Annotated in this window: 17 protein-coding genes; 3 read left to right on the forward strand and 14 right to left on the reverse strand. The window is 33.7% G+C overall.

The window, feature by feature from the left end; translation table 11 throughout:
• Nucleotides 1-200: 200 nt before the first annotated feature.
• From Q5Y73_RS11275 to Q5Y73_RS11295, 5 genes are all read right to left on the reverse strand, one after another.
• Nucleotides 201-815, reverse strand: coding sequence for a preprotein translocase subunit SecA (locus Q5Y73_RS11275; RefSeq protein WP_305992001.1), 615 nt, complete (start codon nt 813-815; stop codon nt 201-203).
• On the reverse strand, nt 799-2,151 hold the full coding sequence (locus tag Q5Y73_RS11280; protein WP_305992002.1) for a preprotein translocase subunit SecA: 1,353 nt from the start codon (nt 2,149-2,151) through the stop codon (nt 799-801). The genes Q5Y73_RS11275 and Q5Y73_RS11280 overlap by 17 nt, the downstream gene beginning before the upstream one ends.
• A 741-nt stretch (nt 2,152-2,892) precedes the next feature.
• Nucleotides 2,893-3,594 carry a DUF421 domain-containing protein gene (locus tag Q5Y73_RS11285; protein WP_305992003.1) on the reverse strand — a complete coding sequence of 234 codons (702 nt, stop codon included), beginning with the start codon at nt 3,592-3,594 and terminating at the stop codon, nt 2,893-2,895.
• Entirely contained in the window at nt 3,591-3,896 is a 306-nt protein-coding gene (locus Q5Y73_RS11290; protein WP_305992004.1) for a hypothetical protein, read from the reverse strand. Before Q5Y73_RS11290 ends, Q5Y73_RS11285 begins: the two co-directional genes overlap by 4 nt.
• Before the next feature lie 21 nt (nt 3,897-3,917).
• Nucleotides 3,918-4,151 carry a hypothetical protein gene (locus Q5Y73_RS11295; RefSeq protein WP_305992005.1) on the reverse strand — a complete coding sequence of 78 codons (234 nt, stop codon included), beginning with the start codon at nt 4,149-4,151 and terminating at the stop codon, nt 3,918-3,920.
• Between the two features lie 150 nt (nt 4,152-4,301).
• On the opposite strand from Q5Y73_RS11295, the gene Q5Y73_RS11300 reads away from it, so the two are divergent.
• Nucleotides 4,302-4,829: a DUF4871 domain-containing protein gene (locus Q5Y73_RS11300; protein ID WP_305992172.1), complete on the forward strand. Its 528-nt coding sequence runs from the start codon at nt 4,302-4,304 to the stop codon at nt 4,827-4,829.
• Nucleotides 4,830-4,940: 111 nt separating this feature from the next.
• Here Q5Y73_RS11300 and Q5Y73_RS11305 read toward each other — a convergent pair whose 3' ends face one another.
• Together Q5Y73_RS11305 and Q5Y73_RS11310 are read right to left on the reverse strand one after the other, a co-directional pair.
• Entirely contained in the window at nt 4,941-6,227 is a 1,287-nt protein-coding gene (locus tag Q5Y73_RS11305) for a copper amine oxidase N-terminal domain-containing protein (RefSeq protein ID WP_305992006.1), read from the reverse strand.
• Nucleotides 6,228-6,494: 267 nt separating this feature from the next.
• A complete protein-coding gene (locus Q5Y73_RS11310) occupies nt 6,495-6,935 on the reverse strand; it encodes a YtoQ family protein (RefSeq protein ID WP_305992007.1) in 441 nt (146 codons plus the stop codon).
• Nucleotides 6,936-7,352: 417 nt separating this feature from the next.
• On the opposite strand from Q5Y73_RS11310, the gene Q5Y73_RS11315 reads away from it, so the two are divergent.
• Both Q5Y73_RS11315 and ilvA read left to right on the forward strand, forming a co-directional pair.
• On the forward strand, nt 7,353-8,297 hold the full coding sequence (locus Q5Y73_RS11315) for a PD-(D/E)XK nuclease family protein (RefSeq protein WP_305992008.1): 945 nt from the start codon (nt 7,353-7,355) through the stop codon (nt 8,295-8,297).
• Between the two features lie 153 nt (nt 8,298-8,450).
• Nucleotides 8,451-9,698, forward strand: a complete 1,248-nt coding sequence (gene ilvA / locus Q5Y73_RS11320; RefSeq protein WP_305992009.1) for a threonine ammonia-lyase IlvA — start codon at nt 8,451-8,453, stop codon at nt 9,696-9,698.
• Between the two features lie 131 nt (nt 9,699-9,829).
• Here ilvA and Q5Y73_RS11325 read toward each other — a convergent pair whose 3' ends face one another.
• The 7 genes from Q5Y73_RS11325 to Q5Y73_RS11355 form a co-directional block, all read right to left on the reverse strand.
• The gene (locus Q5Y73_RS11325) at nt 9,830-13,480 is read right to left on the reverse strand and encodes an S-layer homology domain-containing protein (protein WP_305992010.1); all 3,651 of its coding nucleotides are present in this window, start codon (nt 13,478-13,480) and stop codon (nt 9,830-9,832) included.
• Nucleotides 13,481-13,577: 97 nt separating this feature from the next.
• The gene (locus Q5Y73_RS11330) at nt 13,578-14,462 is read right to left on the reverse strand and encodes a YihY/virulence factor BrkB family protein (protein ID WP_305992011.1); all 885 of its coding nucleotides are present in this window, start codon (nt 14,460-14,462) and stop codon (nt 13,578-13,580) included.
• A 187-nt stretch (nt 14,463-14,649) separates the two neighbouring features.
• Entirely contained in the window at nt 14,650-15,342 is a 693-nt protein-coding gene (locus Q5Y73_RS11335; RefSeq protein ID WP_305992012.1) for a CpsD/CapB family tyrosine-protein kinase, read from the reverse strand.
• Complete coding sequence (locus Q5Y73_RS11340; protein ID WP_305992013.1) at nt 15,332-16,072, reverse strand: YveK family protein; 741 nt, start codon at nt 16,070-16,072, stop codon at nt 15,332-15,334. Before Q5Y73_RS11340 ends, Q5Y73_RS11335 begins: the two co-directional genes overlap by 11 nt.
• A gap of 43 nt (nt 16,073-16,115) precedes the next feature.
• Nucleotides 16,116-16,754, reverse strand: a complete 639-nt coding sequence (locus Q5Y73_RS11345; RefSeq protein WP_305992014.1) for a hypothetical protein — start codon at nt 16,752-16,754, stop codon at nt 16,116-16,118.
• 26 nt (nt 16,755-16,780) lie between these two features.
• Complete coding sequence (gene galU / locus Q5Y73_RS11350) at nt 16,781-17,662, reverse strand: UTP--glucose-1-phosphate uridylyltransferase GalU (protein ID WP_305992015.1); 882 nt, start codon at nt 17,660-17,662, stop codon at nt 16,781-16,783.
• 292 nt (nt 17,663-17,954) lie between these two features.
• Nucleotides 17,955-19,019, reverse strand: a complete 1,065-nt coding sequence (locus tag Q5Y73_RS11355; RefSeq protein ID WP_305992016.1) for an NAD(P)/FAD-dependent oxidoreductase — start codon at nt 19,017-19,019, stop codon at nt 17,955-17,957.
• Nucleotides 19,020-19,021 lie beyond the last annotated feature (2 nt).

Raw genomic sequence — 19,021 nt, forward strand, 5'->3', positions numbered from 1 at the left:
ACTGCTTAAACCACTGAGGAGAAGAATAGGGGTAGAGTCCCTCACAAGAGTAACAACCTGTTTTTTATTAACCTGAGCTTAGTTTTTCGTGGAGACTTTCAAGTACTTTGCTTAATAATATTAAGGAGGGGGAGGGAAGCGGGAAAGAACTTTTATTAGTTCCACCTACATACTTCTCACTTCCCCTTCTTAGACCACGTTTATAAAAACCTAAATTTAGACAAAGAGAATTTCTTACTAATATCAAGGTTATCATTAACGATATACGTCCAAGTTGCTGAAGGATGTTTTAAAATGTTCATCTCCAAATCAATTCCTTTTTTAGGATCAATACAATAAAATTGATTCATTATTCCTTGCTCAATCTTTTCGTCTAATTCATTAAAAGCTGAAATGAGTAATTTGTGGAATTCATCTAACGGATTTTTTTTAGCGATACTTTCGAGATGTATTCCTTCCTTAATATATTCAACATAATCTAAATAATCAGCCCAACACTGATCTATTTGGAGGAGTGTAATACGCTTTTCAATCTGATGCATCTTCTTTATTCCTAATTGCTTACATAGACTTTCATATATTTCTGGTTCTTTTGAGGCAAATAAATCCCCCATTGAACGATCCATTAATATTTCGTGACGTTTGTTATTGATCACACAACGTTGTTCTTCTATAATATCCGTATATTTATTTAACGTTTTTCGAATTTCAAAATTTTCTCCATCTATCCTTCGCTGTATATGTTCTATATTTTGAATCATCTTTGAACTTTCTATGGGTACATCTCGTTTCAATGTGTCAAATAGACAAGTCATTAGATTCCTCTACACTACTAGTCCCAATTAGAATAGGGCGGCCTGTAAGATAAACGGATTTAATCTCCTGTACCAAAGCTGTTTGTTTCGCTTCCTTATGTGTAAACACCTTGTATGGGTAATCAATTCTTAAACTTGTTTTATGAGGGCGGATGGTAACCACGTCTAAATTATAGATATCTCTAAATTCATTCATGGATGATTTAGCCGTTGCAGTCATTCCACTTATCTTCGGATATAGATTTAAATAATTGAACAAAGTGATCGAACCTAAGATTCTTCCACTTGAATGATTTGCTAATCCTTCCTTTGCCTCTACTGCAGCCTGCAATCCATCTGGCCAATGGCGCTTGTCTGCAACCCTTCCAGTGAGTTCATCAATTAACTCAACTCTGTCTTCTCGAACAATGTAATGTACATCCTGTTTTAATAAAACTTCAGCGTGAAGGGCAGAGTGGAGTGAAGTCAAAGTATTGACGTTTTCATTTCCATATAAATTTCCACAGCATAGTAATTGTTCAACTTTTTTCATCCCTATTTCCGTTAAATACACATTTCGTTGATCTTCGTCAGTATCATAGTCCAATCCATGTTGTAAATTTCTTGCGATTTGAGCCATTTGTCTCTGATCTTTCTGTAAAGCAGCTTTCTTGTCTGCGATGACAAGAGGAATTCTAGCTTCATCAATAAGAATAGAGTCTGCTTCGTCTACTAGTGCAAAATGAAAAGGACGATGTACTAACAAACTTTTGTCATACGATATGGAATCTTTCAAGTAATCAAACCCTGCCTCTTTAGCAGTCACATAAGTAATATCAGCAGCATACGCTTCTTTTCTAGTTTCGTTATCCATTCCTTCTTTAATAAAACCAACTGATAAACCTAAATAGTGATAAATAACACCCATCCATTCAGCATCTCTTGTGGCTAAATAGTCATTAAAGGTTAAAATGTGCACGCCTTTTCCATGCAATGCGTTTAAATAAGCTGGTAGAACAGCTGCAAGCGTTTTCCCTTCTCCAGTTTGCATTTCAATTATTTTTCCTTCATGCAGAGCAATCCCTGCTATGAGCTGTTCATCAAAAAGTTGAAATCCTAATACTCGTTTTACTGTTTCGTAAACTAATGAATAGGCTTCGACTAATAGTTCTTCCAAAGGTATACCGTTTTTCGCTTGTTGCATTAATGTTAAAGATCGTTGTTTTATTTGATATTTATCCAAGGGTTCAAATCGTGATGTTTTAATCTTATTTATCTTTTCATCATATTTTTTAAGTTTATGTTTATGGTAAGCAAAAGTAATTTTTTCTAAAACAGAATTTTTATTTTTACCCATACTAAAAAAACCTCCTAAATTTGTAACAGCTTTTAGAATAGTTAATTCACTTTTATCAGTTTCAGGTTTATAGCCTTTAATTTCCCTTAAAGAAGAGGGAGTCTTATAGCATGAGAACGTGATAAAAGAGAAGTATTGCTTAGTGCTGTTTGTCGTGATTAAACAGTTGTATACTGTTTTTCACAGAAGGTTTTCAGGTTCTTTATACAATTGATATTTCTTTACAATCATTTTATTATTGGAGCTTAACATGTTTAAGGATTGGACAAGGTGGTTTGAGACCATAATGAAATGGATCCATACTTGAAAATATACATACTCCAATCTTTCAGTCATCTTTTCCATTAATAAAATAAACAAACGGGAACTCTATATCGCAAAGCTCTTATCAAACGTTCAGAAGAACACGATGATATCATACTAATACTAAACATTAAAATGATTAGAGCAATTAGTAAGTTCATATTCTTCCTCCTTAAATGGATTGATGTCAAATTATATTCATCATAAGCGGATGGTTCCAATTTGGAAAATTCCGATGACCTAGTACAGCTAATTAAATGCTAAAGTATTAGATCACGAAAAAATTAATAACCACAAAAAACAAATATATTTGATAGTATAACATAACTTAACTAATACAATACAGATATGGGTATATTCCCCTCATTCAATTTTTGCTCTTCTTGTTAATCTATTTATTTAAGGTTTTCTCAGTAATAATTACTGTTTCGTTGATATTCAACTCTCTTTAAATGCAGTAGCTTCCTTCATTGGTACAACGTGCAAGCCCTCGTCTTGCTGCCACTCTGCAAAAAAGATCTCTTTTACACTGTTTTGGTTTATTTTTTTGAGTTCATCTTGCAACCAGTTTTCATCAAATCCAGTGGCTTTTAGGTTGTCTATCAATGGTTCCCCATCAATAATAAAGGTGACAGGCAAATATGATGGGCGGGGATGCATGTCTAGGTCTTGCTGAGTAGTAGTAGCATATAATGATTTCTTAAGTACTGAAAGTGTTCCATTTGCCTCTAATAAGGCATACTCCACTTCATGTACTGAAAAAACGTCTTTTTGGCGCAATAAGGTTTGAAGCTGATTGATGCTCATTTTGTTTTTTTTTAGTTCGTTTCGATCAACGATACCATTACGTATTACAATAGAAGGATTCCCTTCAAGAAATCCCCGCAGCTTCAAAAATTTCAATTCTAACATTTCTGCTATGTACATTAATAAACCCCACACAAATACAGCAAATAAAATATAGCCAAAACCAATATCCTCATCGTAAATGGCGTTCCCGACAAGTTCACCAAGAACTAAGGCAGATATGAACTCAAATGGAGTGACTTGGTTTATTGAGGTTTTCCCTAAAATTTTGGTCATTAAAAAAAGGAGGAGAAATCCAATGAATAACTCCACAGTAATATCAACAAAATTCATAAAACCCTCATTCTTTCGATCTGTCTTCTCGTTACTTCTGTTCCTAATTCGTGTATTTTCTTATAAATGCCGGACAAAACTGCATCATAGTCGTCATTTTCTTGATCATTATGATAGGCTAGCGCGGGAATAAACGATCTTATAAATGTGGCGTTCTCAGCATCTTCTCTAAAATTAAAAAGCTCTTCAAGCTCTGTTAACTCTTTATTCGATGCATAGATTTCAAACTCATATGAATCCGCTGTTTGATCTTCTAATATGGCACCAGATTGCACTGAAACATAATATTTTTTCCTTTCCATCATGATAGCTCCCCTCAAATATTATTGAAATACATAAATATAAAAGAAATAAGCACCAATGAACATCAAGATACCTATGAACACATAACTTAGCAAAACAGGGTTGAATATAATGGGATGTTTTGTAGATGATTCACTATCTTCTTCTCTTCTTTGTTCTTGAGCTAGTCTAAATGTATAAATTAAAGCTCCGATAGTGATAATTACGATGAGAATCAGCCCAATATTAATGTAATTGCTGTACATGGCATTCATTTTGTTTACCTCCTTTTTACCCTTATAGGCTTTCCCTTTTTAAGGTTTTTTATAAAATAATTGTGCTAAAGTTTGGAATGTAAAACTAATCCATTTTAAGTGCGTATAAACTTAATGATTATGCTTATTTTTAGGAGGTTTTATGGATTGATGAAGAAAAGATATTTGTTATTAACCTATTGTACTCTTATCTTGATCGTCATTTTTACAGGATGTTCTGAAGAAGTAAACAAGGGTGAGCAAGAAAGTCCCACGTTTGCTATTCCAGTTGAATTTAATGATGGTATCAAAGGTGAATATGTGCTGATCGGAGAAGAAGGAAAAATTGGATTTCAAGTTGGGGGTGGTATTGGAGAAGAAATAGAAGCAAATCCTGTTATTCAAGGTAAGGGAAATAAATACATGTGGTATATTTGGGAACAAGAAGACTTTAAAGGAACATTTAAAATTGTTGGTACGCATGAAAATGGAGAGGAGCATAAAATTTTAACCAAAAACGCAGGAACTGCCAGTGAAGAACAAGTGTGGGAATATTCATTTGATCGTATTTCGAGCAATAATAATTTCATACAATTTCCATCAAGTATGGAATTTCCCATAGCAGGTTTATGGAAGTTAGAGGTATTTATGGAAGAGAAACTATTTTCAGAAATTTTTGTGTTTGTAGAATCTGAATAGAGTTAATATTTCATGGTATATGTTATATATAAAAGAGCTAGAAAGTTTGAATTCCTAGCTCTTCTGTGATTGTTCATTTCATAACATAAATTGCGGAAATGAACTCGTCAATTACTCATCTATATTTTTATAAACTGGCGTAACATAGTCATCAAAATAATCAAAATAATCCAACCACGCTTCTAAAACTTCTTCCTCAGTCATTCCAAAAAACTTATTTGCAGCTTCATCTTTTTCACCTTGTGTAATAGTAGCCGATGCTTTGAAATGATCACTGATATATTCCATATAATCATAAATCGTTTCATATCCATACTCTTCTACCAAAAACCAATAAAATGAAAAATAAGCATTGTAATCATTACTACTGTAATCATATAAGTCGTCAAAAGAGTCTAAAGGAGCATCGTCATTCAGCCATAATTCAATACCATAAAGTCCAATTTCATTTTCATCATAACCTTCAAAGGTAGTTTCTGTTCTTAAAGTCGTAGTTTCAGCAAAGTTTTGATAGTTTTCTGATTCGTCATAATCATAGAAAAAATAAGATCCATACTCTGCCCCACCTTCAAACAACCAATTCAAGTCTGATGCATCCCAATAGTTTTCAAAAATCGGCATATTGTCAACTTCATAAAATTCATATTGAAGATCAAAATAATGGACTAATTCGTGTGTTAAATCTACTCTAAAGTCTCCAAATTCAGCTAGTTTAGATCCATTGATTAAAATTTCGCTATATCGATCATCCCAATTGCTAAATGAACCCCATTCATCTGTAGGCAGTAAATCAGAATCATCTGTATAGAAAAATATATCAAGTGTCTTTTTTGAATCTAAATGAGGTGCGATATCTTTATATTGGGAAATAGACTCAATCATATCTCCCACTTCACTATAGGCAAATCCTTCTCCAAATTTTTCGATATAATCATCCGTTACATAAACATCAACTGGATTGCCTTCATCAAAATTAAATTGAAAATGATTTAAATCTCGTATTAATTCATAATTTATAATAAGGGCTCTTACACTTGCCTTTCCTAACTCTATCATTTCGGGACCTTCAACATCTTTAATTAGCTTAGGAGATAGGGGAGTATCAGTTGATTCTGTGGTTTCACTTTGACCCTCTCCAGCATTCCCGATCAATATCGCCTTGGATTCAGCATCCCATTCTACTTCATAATCAAGCGCTTCTGAAACATATCTCAATGGGACATATGTTGTACCGTTATAAATAAATGGTTCTTGTTCTGGCATACTAGATTCATTATTTATCTTTATATCTTTTATACTATAAAATACTTCTATTAAATTACTCCCACTAGCGTACACGCCAATAGAACCAAAAAGCAAAGCCCCAAGTACAAATCCTGTTATAAATTTAAACTTCATTCAAACACCCTTTCTATCATTTAAATAATATAGGAAATAAATTCATACCTTAAAATAACAAAAACTCCTATCGGAGTCTCTCGGAGATGTCGTCGAATCCTTCATTAGAGGTAGTTTTTGTTCAAACTTAGAATTTGAGAATTTTATAAATTCTTAAGTTATAAAGAAAACCGTCCAAAAACATAGGACGATCCTTTGATGTGCAAACCCAAATTTTAACGCCTTATTCAAGAAATAGGTATTGGTCAATAAAAATCACTAATAAACTTATTCCAATATGTAAGCCAGTGCATCTACAGCTTGATCTAATGTCTCTACTACAACCTGTGATTTATTGGATAATTCCTTTAAAGCATGATGGAATTCTTCAGGTCTCACTAAAATAACCGGCTTGCCTAATTGAATTGCTGTTGCAGCGTCCATCGCCGTGTTCCACTGTCTATATTTTGTTCCAAATAATGCAACAACTACATCTGCTTTATTCATTAATACAGACGTTCTTAAATTATTCAGTTCTGAAGCCGCTTCATCTCGATAAATGGCATTAGGCTGTGTTCCTTTAATCAACTCACCTATTTCATCAGAACGATCATGATTTTCCTGCGGTCCTACTGTTTGGATAGAAAGTTTCTTTTCTTTGATTTTATTTCGAAACTGCTCTCTCCAATCATCATGAATTTGACCTGCTAAATATACGACTAATTCCATAATCAAATGCCTCCTTATAAAATACAAAAGTGATTGTTTGAACAAAAGTTGTTATCCTCGAAAATACAGCTAAATCTTGCTATATTGATCATCAAAAATGAAAACATATTGAATATCTTATTTATCACGTTCTACAAGATGTAAAGCTCCCTCTTCTTCAACGGGGTGGTTACATCTTGATCTCACAGAGTTTACATCCCTTCTAAAACTGCCACGTCCATGTGGTAAAAACAGGATCAGTGCATTCTGTACTAGTCTGAAAGCAAGATTCTCTTTAAAAAAATCTCCAATCATAGTATAACATAAGTAAAGGTCTTACCAATATTCAATGCCTTTTTATGGATTCTTCACTCCAGTAAAGGATTTGATCCACATTTGTCGAAATAGGTAGAGAGGATCATGAAAGGAGATTTCATCATGGCTTTTGAAATTCGTCCATATCCAGAGTGGTCTTGGTCGCAATCACGCGATCAAATCTTTAAGGATTGCCAAAGAAAATATTACTACCATTATTACGGTTCTCACAACGGATGGTTAAGAGATGCCTCTGAAGATCAACGGACTATGTATCGGTTAAAACAAATTACAAATTTATATATGATTTTAGGGGATGGCATTCATTTGATGGCAGAAGCCTCACTGAAACAATGGCAGCTTGAAAAATCCCTGCCCGATCAAAAGGAAATTACTGAGGATGTTCGTTTTCATCTCAATCAAGCTTATAAGGATTCTCAAGATATCATGCGTTGGAAGGTTGCACCCAAAAAGCTGAAAATGCTGCATGAACTTTATTACGGTGATGAACTTCCTCCAAAACGAGTGGCACAAATCAAAGAGCGCCTTAACCTTTGCATAACTCATTATTTTGAAAGTGAAACTGTTCAGGATATGATGAACTGCGATGAAATTGAAATCAAGGAAATTGAGGAATTAAACACATTTTTCATCCAAGATCAAAAGATTTATGTTAAATTAGATTTACTATATAAAAAACAGGATAAATGGATCATTGCGGACTGGAAAACAGGAAACGAATCAGAGCAAAATGACAACCAACTTCTCCTGTATGCATTATTTTTACATGATAAATACAATGTTCCTTTTGAACAGATGGAGATTCGGTTAGAATACTTATTATCTGGACAAAGCAAAACAATCTCCATTGATGAAGATGAATTAAACCAGCTTAAAGTTGATATAGTAGAAAGTATGGATCAGATGAAACAGCTGTTAGAGGACGCTGCAATAAACAAACCTAAGCCTATGTCCAGCTTCCCGACTAATCCAAGCAAACTAAATTGCTGGGGATGCAACTATAGAGAATGTTGTGAAGAAATAACGCTTCAAAAGCGGGAAGCATAAATGGAGATATCTAGTTTGCTCACATAGAAGTGATCACTTATGATCGGCTTATACTATAATAAACCGTTGTACCAAACCGTAGGCGAATACAACACCTGCGGTTTCTTTTCATGAAAACAATATTTTTTATATAAACAAGGAGGACAGGACATCATGGAAACTTTACAGATCCAAGATATCATTCATGCTAGTCGGGTGCTCAATCCCGTCATCGAAACTACCCCGCTGCAATACAATGAGCTTTTATCTCAACTGTATGATTGCAACGTATATTTAAAACGTGAAGACTTACAGGTTGTACGTTCTTTTAAAATTAGAGGGGCTTATCTAGCAATACAAAGCTTATCTGAAGAAGCTCGCGATCGAGGCGTTGTATGCGCCAGTGCTGGAAATCATGCGCAAGGAGTAGCCTATTCCTGCAACCGATTAGGGATTCAAGGAAAAATCTTCATGCCATCAACAACACCCAAGCAAAAAATTTCCCAGGTTAAGTTGTTTGGAAAAGAATATGTTGAGGTTATTATGACAGGAGATACATATGATGATGCTTATTCAACAGCTATGCAGTATTGCAACGAACATGACATGGCCTTTATCCATCCCTTTGATGATCCATTAACTGTTACCGGGCAAGGAACGATTGGTATGGAAATTATGAATCAAACGTCAGAAAATATTGATTATGTGTTTGTAACCATTGGCGGAGGGGGATTAGCTGCAGGAACAGGAAGTTACATCAAAAGTGTGAGTCCTGACACAAAGCTTATTGGAGTTGAACCTGAAGGGGCTCCTGCAATGAAACAATCCATCGAGCAGAATCAGGTAGTCACTCTTGAAAATATTAATAAATTCGTAGACGGTGCTGCAGTACAAAAAGTGGGTGAGCTGACCTTTGAAATGTGCAAAAAACTCCTTGATGATATTGTATTAGTGCCGGAGGGAAAAGCATGCACAACTATTTTACAAATGTACAACAATAATGCCATTGTTATTGAACCAGCAGGAGCACTGCCGATCACAGCTTTAGATTTTTATAAAGACGAAATAAAAGGGAAAAATATAGTCTGTATCATTAGTGGTGGAAACAACGACATTGACCGTATGCAGGATATTAAGGAAAGATCTTTAATTTACGAGGGTTTAAGGCATTATTTCATTATCAACTTCCCTCAAAGATCTGGTGCTTTAAGAGAATTCTTAGATGATGTATTAGGTAAAGACGATGATATTATTCAATTTGAATATACAAAAAAAAATAATCGCGAAAATGGTCCTGCACTGGTAGGAATCGAGTTAAAACATAGGGAAGACTATGATGCACTCATTGAACGTTTAGCTAAAAAAGATTTTAAATACATTGAGATTAATAAGGATGAGAAATTGTTTAATTTGTTGATTTGATCTATAGAGAAACTGAAGATATGAAATGACCTTTGGAAATATTATATCCATTACATGAATCCAAAGAGAAAAAACCGTCCTTGCATAAGAAATTGCAAGGACGGTTTCATATTTCTAAAATAACATTACAATTAGTTCATAAATCCTACAAACTGTAAGAAACGTGCTATCATGACTGCAACTTCTGCTCTCGTTGCATTTGCTGAAGGTTCAATCGTATTTTCCGTTTTCCCTCCAATAATACCTGCTTGCGTCATAACTTCTAGTTCATCTTTTGCCCAATCACTCACTGCGTCATAATCGGCAAATTGATTTTTTGCAACTAAGTTTTCGTTCAGCTTCGATTTATCATATTGAACCAATTCCATTGCTCTATAGATCATTGCAGCAGCTTGTTCACGTGTAATCAAATCATTTGGTTTAAAGGTGTTATCTTCGTAACCTAAGATGATTCCTGCTTCTACTGCCGCATTTAATTCATCTACAAACCATTCGTTTCCTTCAACATCTATAAAGGTACTAGAGTAATCATTATTTGATTTTAAATCCAAGCTTCTAACCAGCATAGCTGCCAATTGAGCACGGGTAGTGACATCATTTGGTGCAAACTCAGTTTCACTTACCCCATTCACAATATATTTACTCGCCAGTTTTTCAACTGTCGTCTTATACCAACCCTCGCTATCTTCGAAGGATACTTTATTTTCAACAATTACATATTTACTATTGGAGTTACTTTTTATAATCGCTTCGTTTCCGTCAAATATCGTTGGAATTGGAGAGAATGTTCCGTCTTCATTTAATCGAACTGCAATGGAACGAATAGGGTCAAATCTCTTCTCCCCAACAATCACGCGCTCCACATATTGACCAAATTGTTCAACTTCTAAAGTTTCGTCTCCTGAAGTGACTTCAAAATGAAAATCGTATACATCGGATTCTAAATCTAACTCATTTTGATCCTCAGTTAGTTCAGTATCCTTTACCTTGTTGATCTGAATTGAAACTTTTAATTCATCTGCAGATACACCTAGTTTCTCAGATATATCTTTTAGATCAATCTCTTCTATTGGTAAGCGGTATGCTGCTTCGTCCATCACGATCTCAATCACTGTTTCATCATTTTTATCAGTTACAGAATCGATAATGTCAGAGCTAAGCTCAATATCCAATCCATCCGTTTCAACATTAGATAAATCTATTACAAGCTGCTCCACTTCGTCCACATCATCTAATGCTTCGTTGATGGTTTGTTCGTCTAATTCAAACTTGGTTTTCGTTGATCCATCGGCTTGCTCTTCTGTTTTTGCATCTTTTGAAGCATCTACTTCTACACTCTTAGGGTCATCTGACTCTTCTTCAGATTCTTCTTGTTCAGTTGACTCGGTTTCTTCGTCGTCAGCTGGAGGGGGGGCTGAGCCTCCACCGCTAGGGGAGTCGCCACCGCCGCTTGGAGATCCGCCGCCTGAGGTTCCGCCGTCAGAACCTCCGTTTTCTGGCTCGTTGTCTTCGTCATTGTCTTCTGTATCAAGTTGAAACCAAGCTGATTCTATTAATGGTTCATGACCTGGAACATGAATCGTTACATTATATTCATAATTTCCAGAAGGTAAAGAATCATAAGGAATTTCATAAAAAACTCCATTTGGATTTTCAAAGTTTAGTTCATCTGTAAATACAATTTCTTTATTTGCATTTTTGACTTCTATTAAGGAAGTGATAGCAGACTCACCATTATGCTTATGAACTACATTTTGAAGGTTTAATTGCCCACCTCTTATTTTATGTTCAATCTTCACTTTATCAGATAAGTTAGCAAAATATAGTCCAATTTCAGTTAAATCTGTTGAATACAACTGAGTATCTTCTACAATATCTATGCGTTTATACCATTCCCAATAATATTCCTCTTGACGTTCAACAATGCTAAACCTAACATAATCAGGTGTCATCAAGATTATATTTTCATTTGAAAAAGTAATCTCTGACGATACATGGTTATCCACATTCAAGAATTTAATATCTAATGGCTGATCATTTCTATAAAAAGATACTTCAACAGCTTCTTCTAATTCATGATCAAAAGTAATAATTGGAGTTTGAAGCTCATTCATATTAATTTCTTTGGAAAGCATGACTCTTCTATAATTATCCTCTTCAATCTCTTTTAGAGCTAAGTATCTCAATTCAACATTAAAAATATCTGAAGGCAGCCACAATGTAGCCCCAGAATCATTTATTTGTGTAGTAAATAAAAAAACTTGATCTGGAAAAAATGTAATTTTATCATTCATAAGTTCATCGAGAGATTCAATTTGTAGTTCAGTTAATTCTGTTTCGCCTACCGTAATTTCGGTTAAACCTAAAACTTCATCTCTAGTTAATTTAGCTCGATATAAATATACAATAATATCATCATCATTTTTTAATTCGAATGCCATTTGTAACCAATTTTCATCAGTATCTATTAATTCGGCACGAATATCATTAAATTCATCAAAAGATCGAAATTCAGTTCTTATTAATTGATCCTCATAACTGCTATATAACATTCCTGATTTTAAAAATACCTCATACTGCTCAAACCCATTCGGTAAATTAATTTCAATTGCCTCTACTTCATCATTATCTATTGTAAATTCAACTGATTGTTGCATTAATTGCCCACCAAAATCAACCTCTACATCGTATATATAATTACCAGGTGAAAGCTCTATATCGTCAATGAATAAATGACTACGCCACTCTTCTTTAACTTCAACTAATTCATTTGTATCTTTGTTTTGCAAGGTAAATGAATGTGATATATTTTGCGAATCTGCCCAATCGAGTTCAAAATCTCCACTCTGTAAAATATTTTTTAGTAGTAGTGTTTGTTTTGAATAGTTGTAATTCACATCTACTTCCAGATTGATATCATTTGAAAAAGATAGTTCTGTCTGGGATTGAAAATCAATGAAATCAGTAGACCATAAGTTTTGATCAAGCTCCACGGCTACAAATCTTACTCCTGGTGTTATGGATACTCTATCAACATTTCTAAAAGTACCTCCTGATCTACCGTAATCAATAATGTGAATATAGGGAAAATCTCTATCAAATACTACATCTACTAGATTATCTATTTCTTCATCAAATGTAATTGTAGTGTTTGAACCAATATTTCGATTATTAATTTCTTTTACTATATAAAATGCATCAGAAATCTCATTTGAGTCATCATTACCTTCATATTTAACTAAAAAATTGTCTAGATCAGATGGCAACCATAATTCTACTTTTGATTCGTTGTTAAAATCGTAATTATCAACAACAACTGTATATTCATCCGAGTCTAAAACAACTACGCTTATTAATTCATTGTTGAAATCAGGATTCATTTGAATCTGAAGTTGATTCACCTCATCTCTTGACACATTGACATTATTCAAAATTTTAATTTCATTACCTTTTAACTTTTCACGAAATAAATAATTGATCTTATTTCCTTCATTGTTTTTTAACTTAATAGTAATATTTAAAATATAGTTTGTATCATCATTTAAACCAGTTTTTAAATTTGAAAACTCTTCTATAGACCAAAACACATTATCTTGTTCACTATCTAGCAAATTAATTTCACCAGAAAAATGATAAATCTCATAACCTTCTGGGACTTGAATCTCAAACCCCTCAACTATATCCTCCTCAGCTTGTACATGAACCAAAGGAACTACAGAAGAAAAAATAAGCAAAAAAGATAATAAAGGCAATAATATGTACCTATTGCTAATCGTTCTCATGCTGTCAACCAACCCCATCTTCTTTTTTTTGTAATTTCGTATATATTTTACTATAAATACATCATTTAATTAACTTGTGCATAATGCCAATCTATCCTTATTTCTCCTTCTTTTGTTTAAAAGGCAGTATTAAATAATACCCAAAAGGTTTACATTGTTCTCTCCTTTTTCCTTCACGTAAATTTGTTAAAGCCGCATTAATTTCACCACCGAGAATAATCGTAATGTTAATCAGATACATCCAAATGAGTAAGGCGATTACCCCACCGATACTTCCATACGTTTTTGCAAAGTTGCCAAAATTATTGATGTAAATAGAAAATAACAATGAGACCACAATTAAACCTGTGGTTGTAAAAATAGCCCCTGGAAAAACCTCTTTATATTTAAGTTTTCGATTCGGTGCACTGTGATACAAAAAGACAAAAACAAAAAAGATCACCACTAAAGGAATCAAGTATTGCATCATTCCCCATACCGTGCCAAAATATTGTGGCAGCTCAAAAAAGCTGAACACTTGCCTCCCTATAACCTCTCCAAATACAAGCATAATAAATAAAACCAAGAGCACCAACGCAAGATACAATGTATACAAGATGGAGATGCCTCTTACTACAACATAATGCCGATTTTCTGCTTCATCATAAGCTTTATTAATTCCACGAATGATCGCCATCACCCCTCTAGAGGCTGTCCAAATGGTGGCGATCATTCCTAAAGAAAGTAAGGTCTCACTTCGACTGGATACAGTCTCTGTGATTAAGTTTAAAATCATTTGATCTGTATTTTCGGGTAGTATCCCTGTAATTTCATCCAAAACATCCTGTCTTGAGATCGTAGTGTATGAAAGCAAAGTGATAAGAAAAATAAGAAAAGGAAAAAACGATAAAATCTGATAGTAGGTTAATTGAGCTGCGATGGCATTGACTTCATCGTCTTGAACTCTGCATATCATTTCGTTGAAGAAGGGTTTGATTTTCATGTTGGTCACTCCGGATTTATTTGTAGAAGTTAATTTACAAGTTTGAAAATTTAGTTTTCTTTTCTAAATTTATTGTCATATATTGGAAATTCGATTCAGATATATGTTAGAGCTATTAAATCAAGCCCATTTGTTAGTATGTGGAATTTTTAAAAGGTCTATAACGAAATGTGCGAATAAAATATGATTAATTTAGGTAACTATAATTTTGTCTTTTTGAAGCTTTCTTCTTATTTAAGACTGCCCCTATAATCGTTGCACCTGTTTGTTCAAGTAACTCCTTAGCTTTCTTTACCTGACTTTTATCGGTTTTTCCACTTCTCACGACGAGTAAGGCACCACCACATAAATTAGAAACAATTTGTGCATCTGTAACCGCTAATACTGGTGATGTATCAATCAAAACGATATCAAATTTTTGAAGTGCTTCTTCCATAAAATTCTTCATGTTTTGTGAACCAAGTAATTCAGCTGGGTTGCTTGGAATAGGTCCACATGGAACAATAGATAAATTGTCTACCCCTGTCCCATAAATAATATCTTCGATAGAGGAATAAAAACCAGCTAAATAGTTAGTTAATCCATTTAACTCGGAAATCTTAAATATATTGTGCAATACTGGTTTGCGAAGATCTGCATCAACAATAAGCACACTTTTTCCTTGCTGAGAAAAGGAGATTGCTAAATTAGCCACCGTAGTAGATTTCCCCTCATTTGGAATAGATGATGTTACAACAATTGATTTCTTTGACTGCTCATTAAAATTGAACTGGATATTTGTCCTTATGGATCGATATTGCTCAGATACAATTATTTTTGGTTTGAAAAAAGTTACCATACTGCGCAATCTATTTTTCTCCCTTTTATTTTCACGATTCAAGCGTAATCCCCCTCTCATTTCCCACTTCTATATTTTTCTTTTTTGATGTTTTTTTCTCTTTTAATTTCCCAATTTTATTCACCGTGCCTAGCACCTGTAGATCTAAATGATCAATATCTTGCTCTGTTTTAACTGAATTATCAAAAAATTCTATCAAAAATATAAGTACAAGAGACACTAAAATTGCTGCTGCAATTGAAAGGGCTATATTTAGAATAGGATTAGGACTTACAGGAGAACTTGACTCTTTGGCTTCGGCTAATATGGTTACATTATCAACATTCATTAAATCAACCATATTTTCCTTAAAAACTTGCGCAATTGTATTAGTAAGTTTCGCTGCCATATTACTGTCTTCATCAAGTACCTCGATGGTAAATACTTGTGATTGACTAGCAGTCTCTAAAGTAATTAAACTATTTAAATATCCAGTAGAGTATTCTATCTCTAAACGCTCCACTACTTGTTCTAATATAAACGGACTTTTAATGATATCTCTATACGTGCTTATTAAATCTAAACTAAATCTAATGTCACTTGAATTAAAGGGCTGTAAATCAGAATTTGTAGGTGCCACCAAGATCTGCGCTGAAGATTTATAAGTAGGTGTTAAAACATAGTAGCTAATTAATCCACTGATCAAAGCAGCCACTAAAGTAATGCTAATGATAATCCATAATTTTTTTATAATGATTTGAAGTATTTGTTTTAAATCAATTTCTTCTTCCATATTTTCCTCCTAGGATATTTTTCTATCAAGAAAGATTTATTCTCTATATAAAACTATCTTCATGTCCAGAAACAGCTAAATTATACATTTTGTACTTACTATAACGTGAAGGAAAGTTATGCTCCATATTCTCACCTATGCAAATTCTCACTGGATGCATTGTAAATTGTCCAATTGCAACCTTTTCAACCAATCTGTTATTAAAGTAAATACTAAAGAATCCATTTTCTTCCCATTCAAATATTACTTCTCTTTTACGCTTTGCTTTAAAGCGATTTGTGCTTATTATAATATTGTTACTTTTTCCATCTGTTGATAACCATGTCTTCAACCTTCTCTCACTTACGTTATAAAAACAAAGGAAAAAATTATCTTCTAAACTATCATGAATATTTTGATCCCGAATCATAAGAAAATATATATAGTTGGAATGAGCTAAACCTCTCATCGTTTTCGTATCTATTGTAAATTTAATAGCACCGTTTCTTTTATCTAATTGAATATAGTCAATCGCCTTTCGATTAGGATTATCTATAGTGACACTTTCGAATTCATCTATATTGTATAGTGTTCCATTAAATGGTTTAGCTTGTTGGAAGAAACTAAATAGTTCAACCACCTTATCTAATTGCAGCATACAATAAGTATATAACCGTCGTAAAAATCTTAAATGCTTTCTCATCTTTACATCAACAACCTTTTATTTATTCATACTTTCTCTTTGATCATGATTCGCTCCATAATAGCAAGAAGTGAAGTACTCAAAGATTCGTTCTGCAATGCAAACTCCAATGTAGTTTCAATAAATCCTAATTGATCCCCAACATCATAACGCTTCCCATCAAAATCATATGCAAATACTCGCTGTATTTCATTTAATTTTTGTATTGCATCTGTAAGCTGTATCTCCCCTCCTGCACCAATCATTTGATCATCTAAAAACATAAAAATTTGTGGAGTCAAGATATATCTTCCCATAATAGCTAGCCTAGAAGGTTCCGTACCTAATTTTGGTTTCTCAACAAAATTTCTCACTTGGTAACGTCGACCATTTTGAGAGATTGGATCAATAATTCCATAACGTTCAGTTTCTTCTTCTTGAACTTGCTGAACACCAATAATAGAGGTCTGAGTTTCTTCATATTCATCCATCAACTGGCGTAAGCAGGGAGTATCAGCTTGTACGATATCATCCCCTAACAACACTGCGAAAGGCTCATCCCCAATAAATTTTCTTGCACTCCAAACAGCATGACCTAAACCTTTAGGTTCTTTTTGCCTAATGTAATGAATATTAGCCATATTGGAGGAGAATTGTACCTTTTCTAGCAACTCTAGCTTCCCTCTTTTTAAAAGATTCTGTTCCAGCGCAAAAGCATTGTCAAAATGATCTTCAATCGCACGTTTACCCTTGCCTGTCACAATGATAATATCTTCAATACCAGAAGCTACGGCTTCTTCAACAATGTATTGAATTGTTGGTTTATCTACAATAGGTAGCATTTCTTTAGGCATAGCCTTTGTTGCTGGCAAAAATCGGGTTCCTAAACCAGCTGCAGGTATAATTGCTTTTTTCACTTTTTTTTTCATGTATTCTCTTTCCCTTGTTTTTAATTTAATAGATATAAAATTCTATGTGAGAGTCTATAAGAATATTCCAACATTTTTTTGAAATAGATTTTAAAAACATTACTAGTATCACTTCAGAAAACTCCTATCGGAGTCTCTCGTAAATGTTGTAAAATTCTTCATGTAAAAGATTGTTCAAAATTTGTTATAAAATAAGGCAAGTTTCTCTTAAATGACGTAGAGAATATTTAAACTCAAAAAAATGATCCTCTAGATTTAAGAAGACCATTTATTATATGTAATTCATATTTATTTAAATACTATTTATGATTCGTATAACCCTTTTTCCGATTGCAGGCGATAATTTAAAACCTCCTCCACTCCACCCAGCTGCTAATATCAGACCATCCATACCTGGTACGGCTTCTATTATTCCTTTTTCATGTGGTGTATATCCATCAAAACTTAATCTCCCTCCTGAAAACATGGATTGATCCATCCAGTCAAAACGTTGCTCAGCTATCTCTTTCACTCTTTTTGTTTCATTAAAATGGATAGCTTTTGACTCATCAGGATTGATGTCCCATTCATTCATGGGATAACCAATTAATTGCAGTCCACCTTGCTCTGGTTTACTGTATAAGTCAGTTACATTATCAATAAAAGCTGGAGGGGTGGAGCTAGATTCAGGTCTTTTAAAATATTGAATTTGAATGTGTTTACTTCGAATACTATAATCTAACCCCAGTTGTTTTACAAACTTATCACTCCAAGCACCCGCTGCTAAAATAACGACGTCTGCTTGAATAAAACCAATAGATGTATCAATTCCTACTATTTTTTTATTCGTATGCATAATTTCATTTACTTCAATACCTTCTAGAGCCATGGCTCCTAAGGATCTCCCCTTTTGAATCCAAGCTCTCGTTGTAAGTAAAGGATCAGCATAACCACCATTTGGTTCATGTACTGCGGCACCAATACCATCCCATTTTAGAGAAGGAAATCGCTCTTTTCCTTCTTCAAACGATAAGAACTCTATATTACATCCTTGTTTCTTTAATTCTTCTACCTCATAAAATACTTTTTCCATTCTTGAAGAAGGAACTAGATTTAATAGTCCTGTTTTTATGTAACCACAGGAGCAATCAAACTCTTCATTAAAATTTACGAAAGTCTGAAAGCTATTTCGTGCTAATTCAGTTAAATAAGAGTCTGTATGATAGATCCTGATAAACCCGCCAGATTTAGAGGTTGAGCCACTTGCAAACTGATTTTTTTCTAATAAAGTTGAACTAGAGTATCCGTTTTTAGCCAATTGATATAAAATTGATGCCCCTACTACTCCCCCACCAATCACAACGATATTTCTTTTCATAC

The sequence above is a fragment of the Chengkuizengella axinellae genome, assembly GCF_030730905.1.
In the GTDB taxonomy this organism is placed as follows: domain Bacteria; phylum Bacillota; class Bacilli; order Paenibacillales; family KCTC-33759; genus Chengkuizengella; species Chengkuizengella axinellae.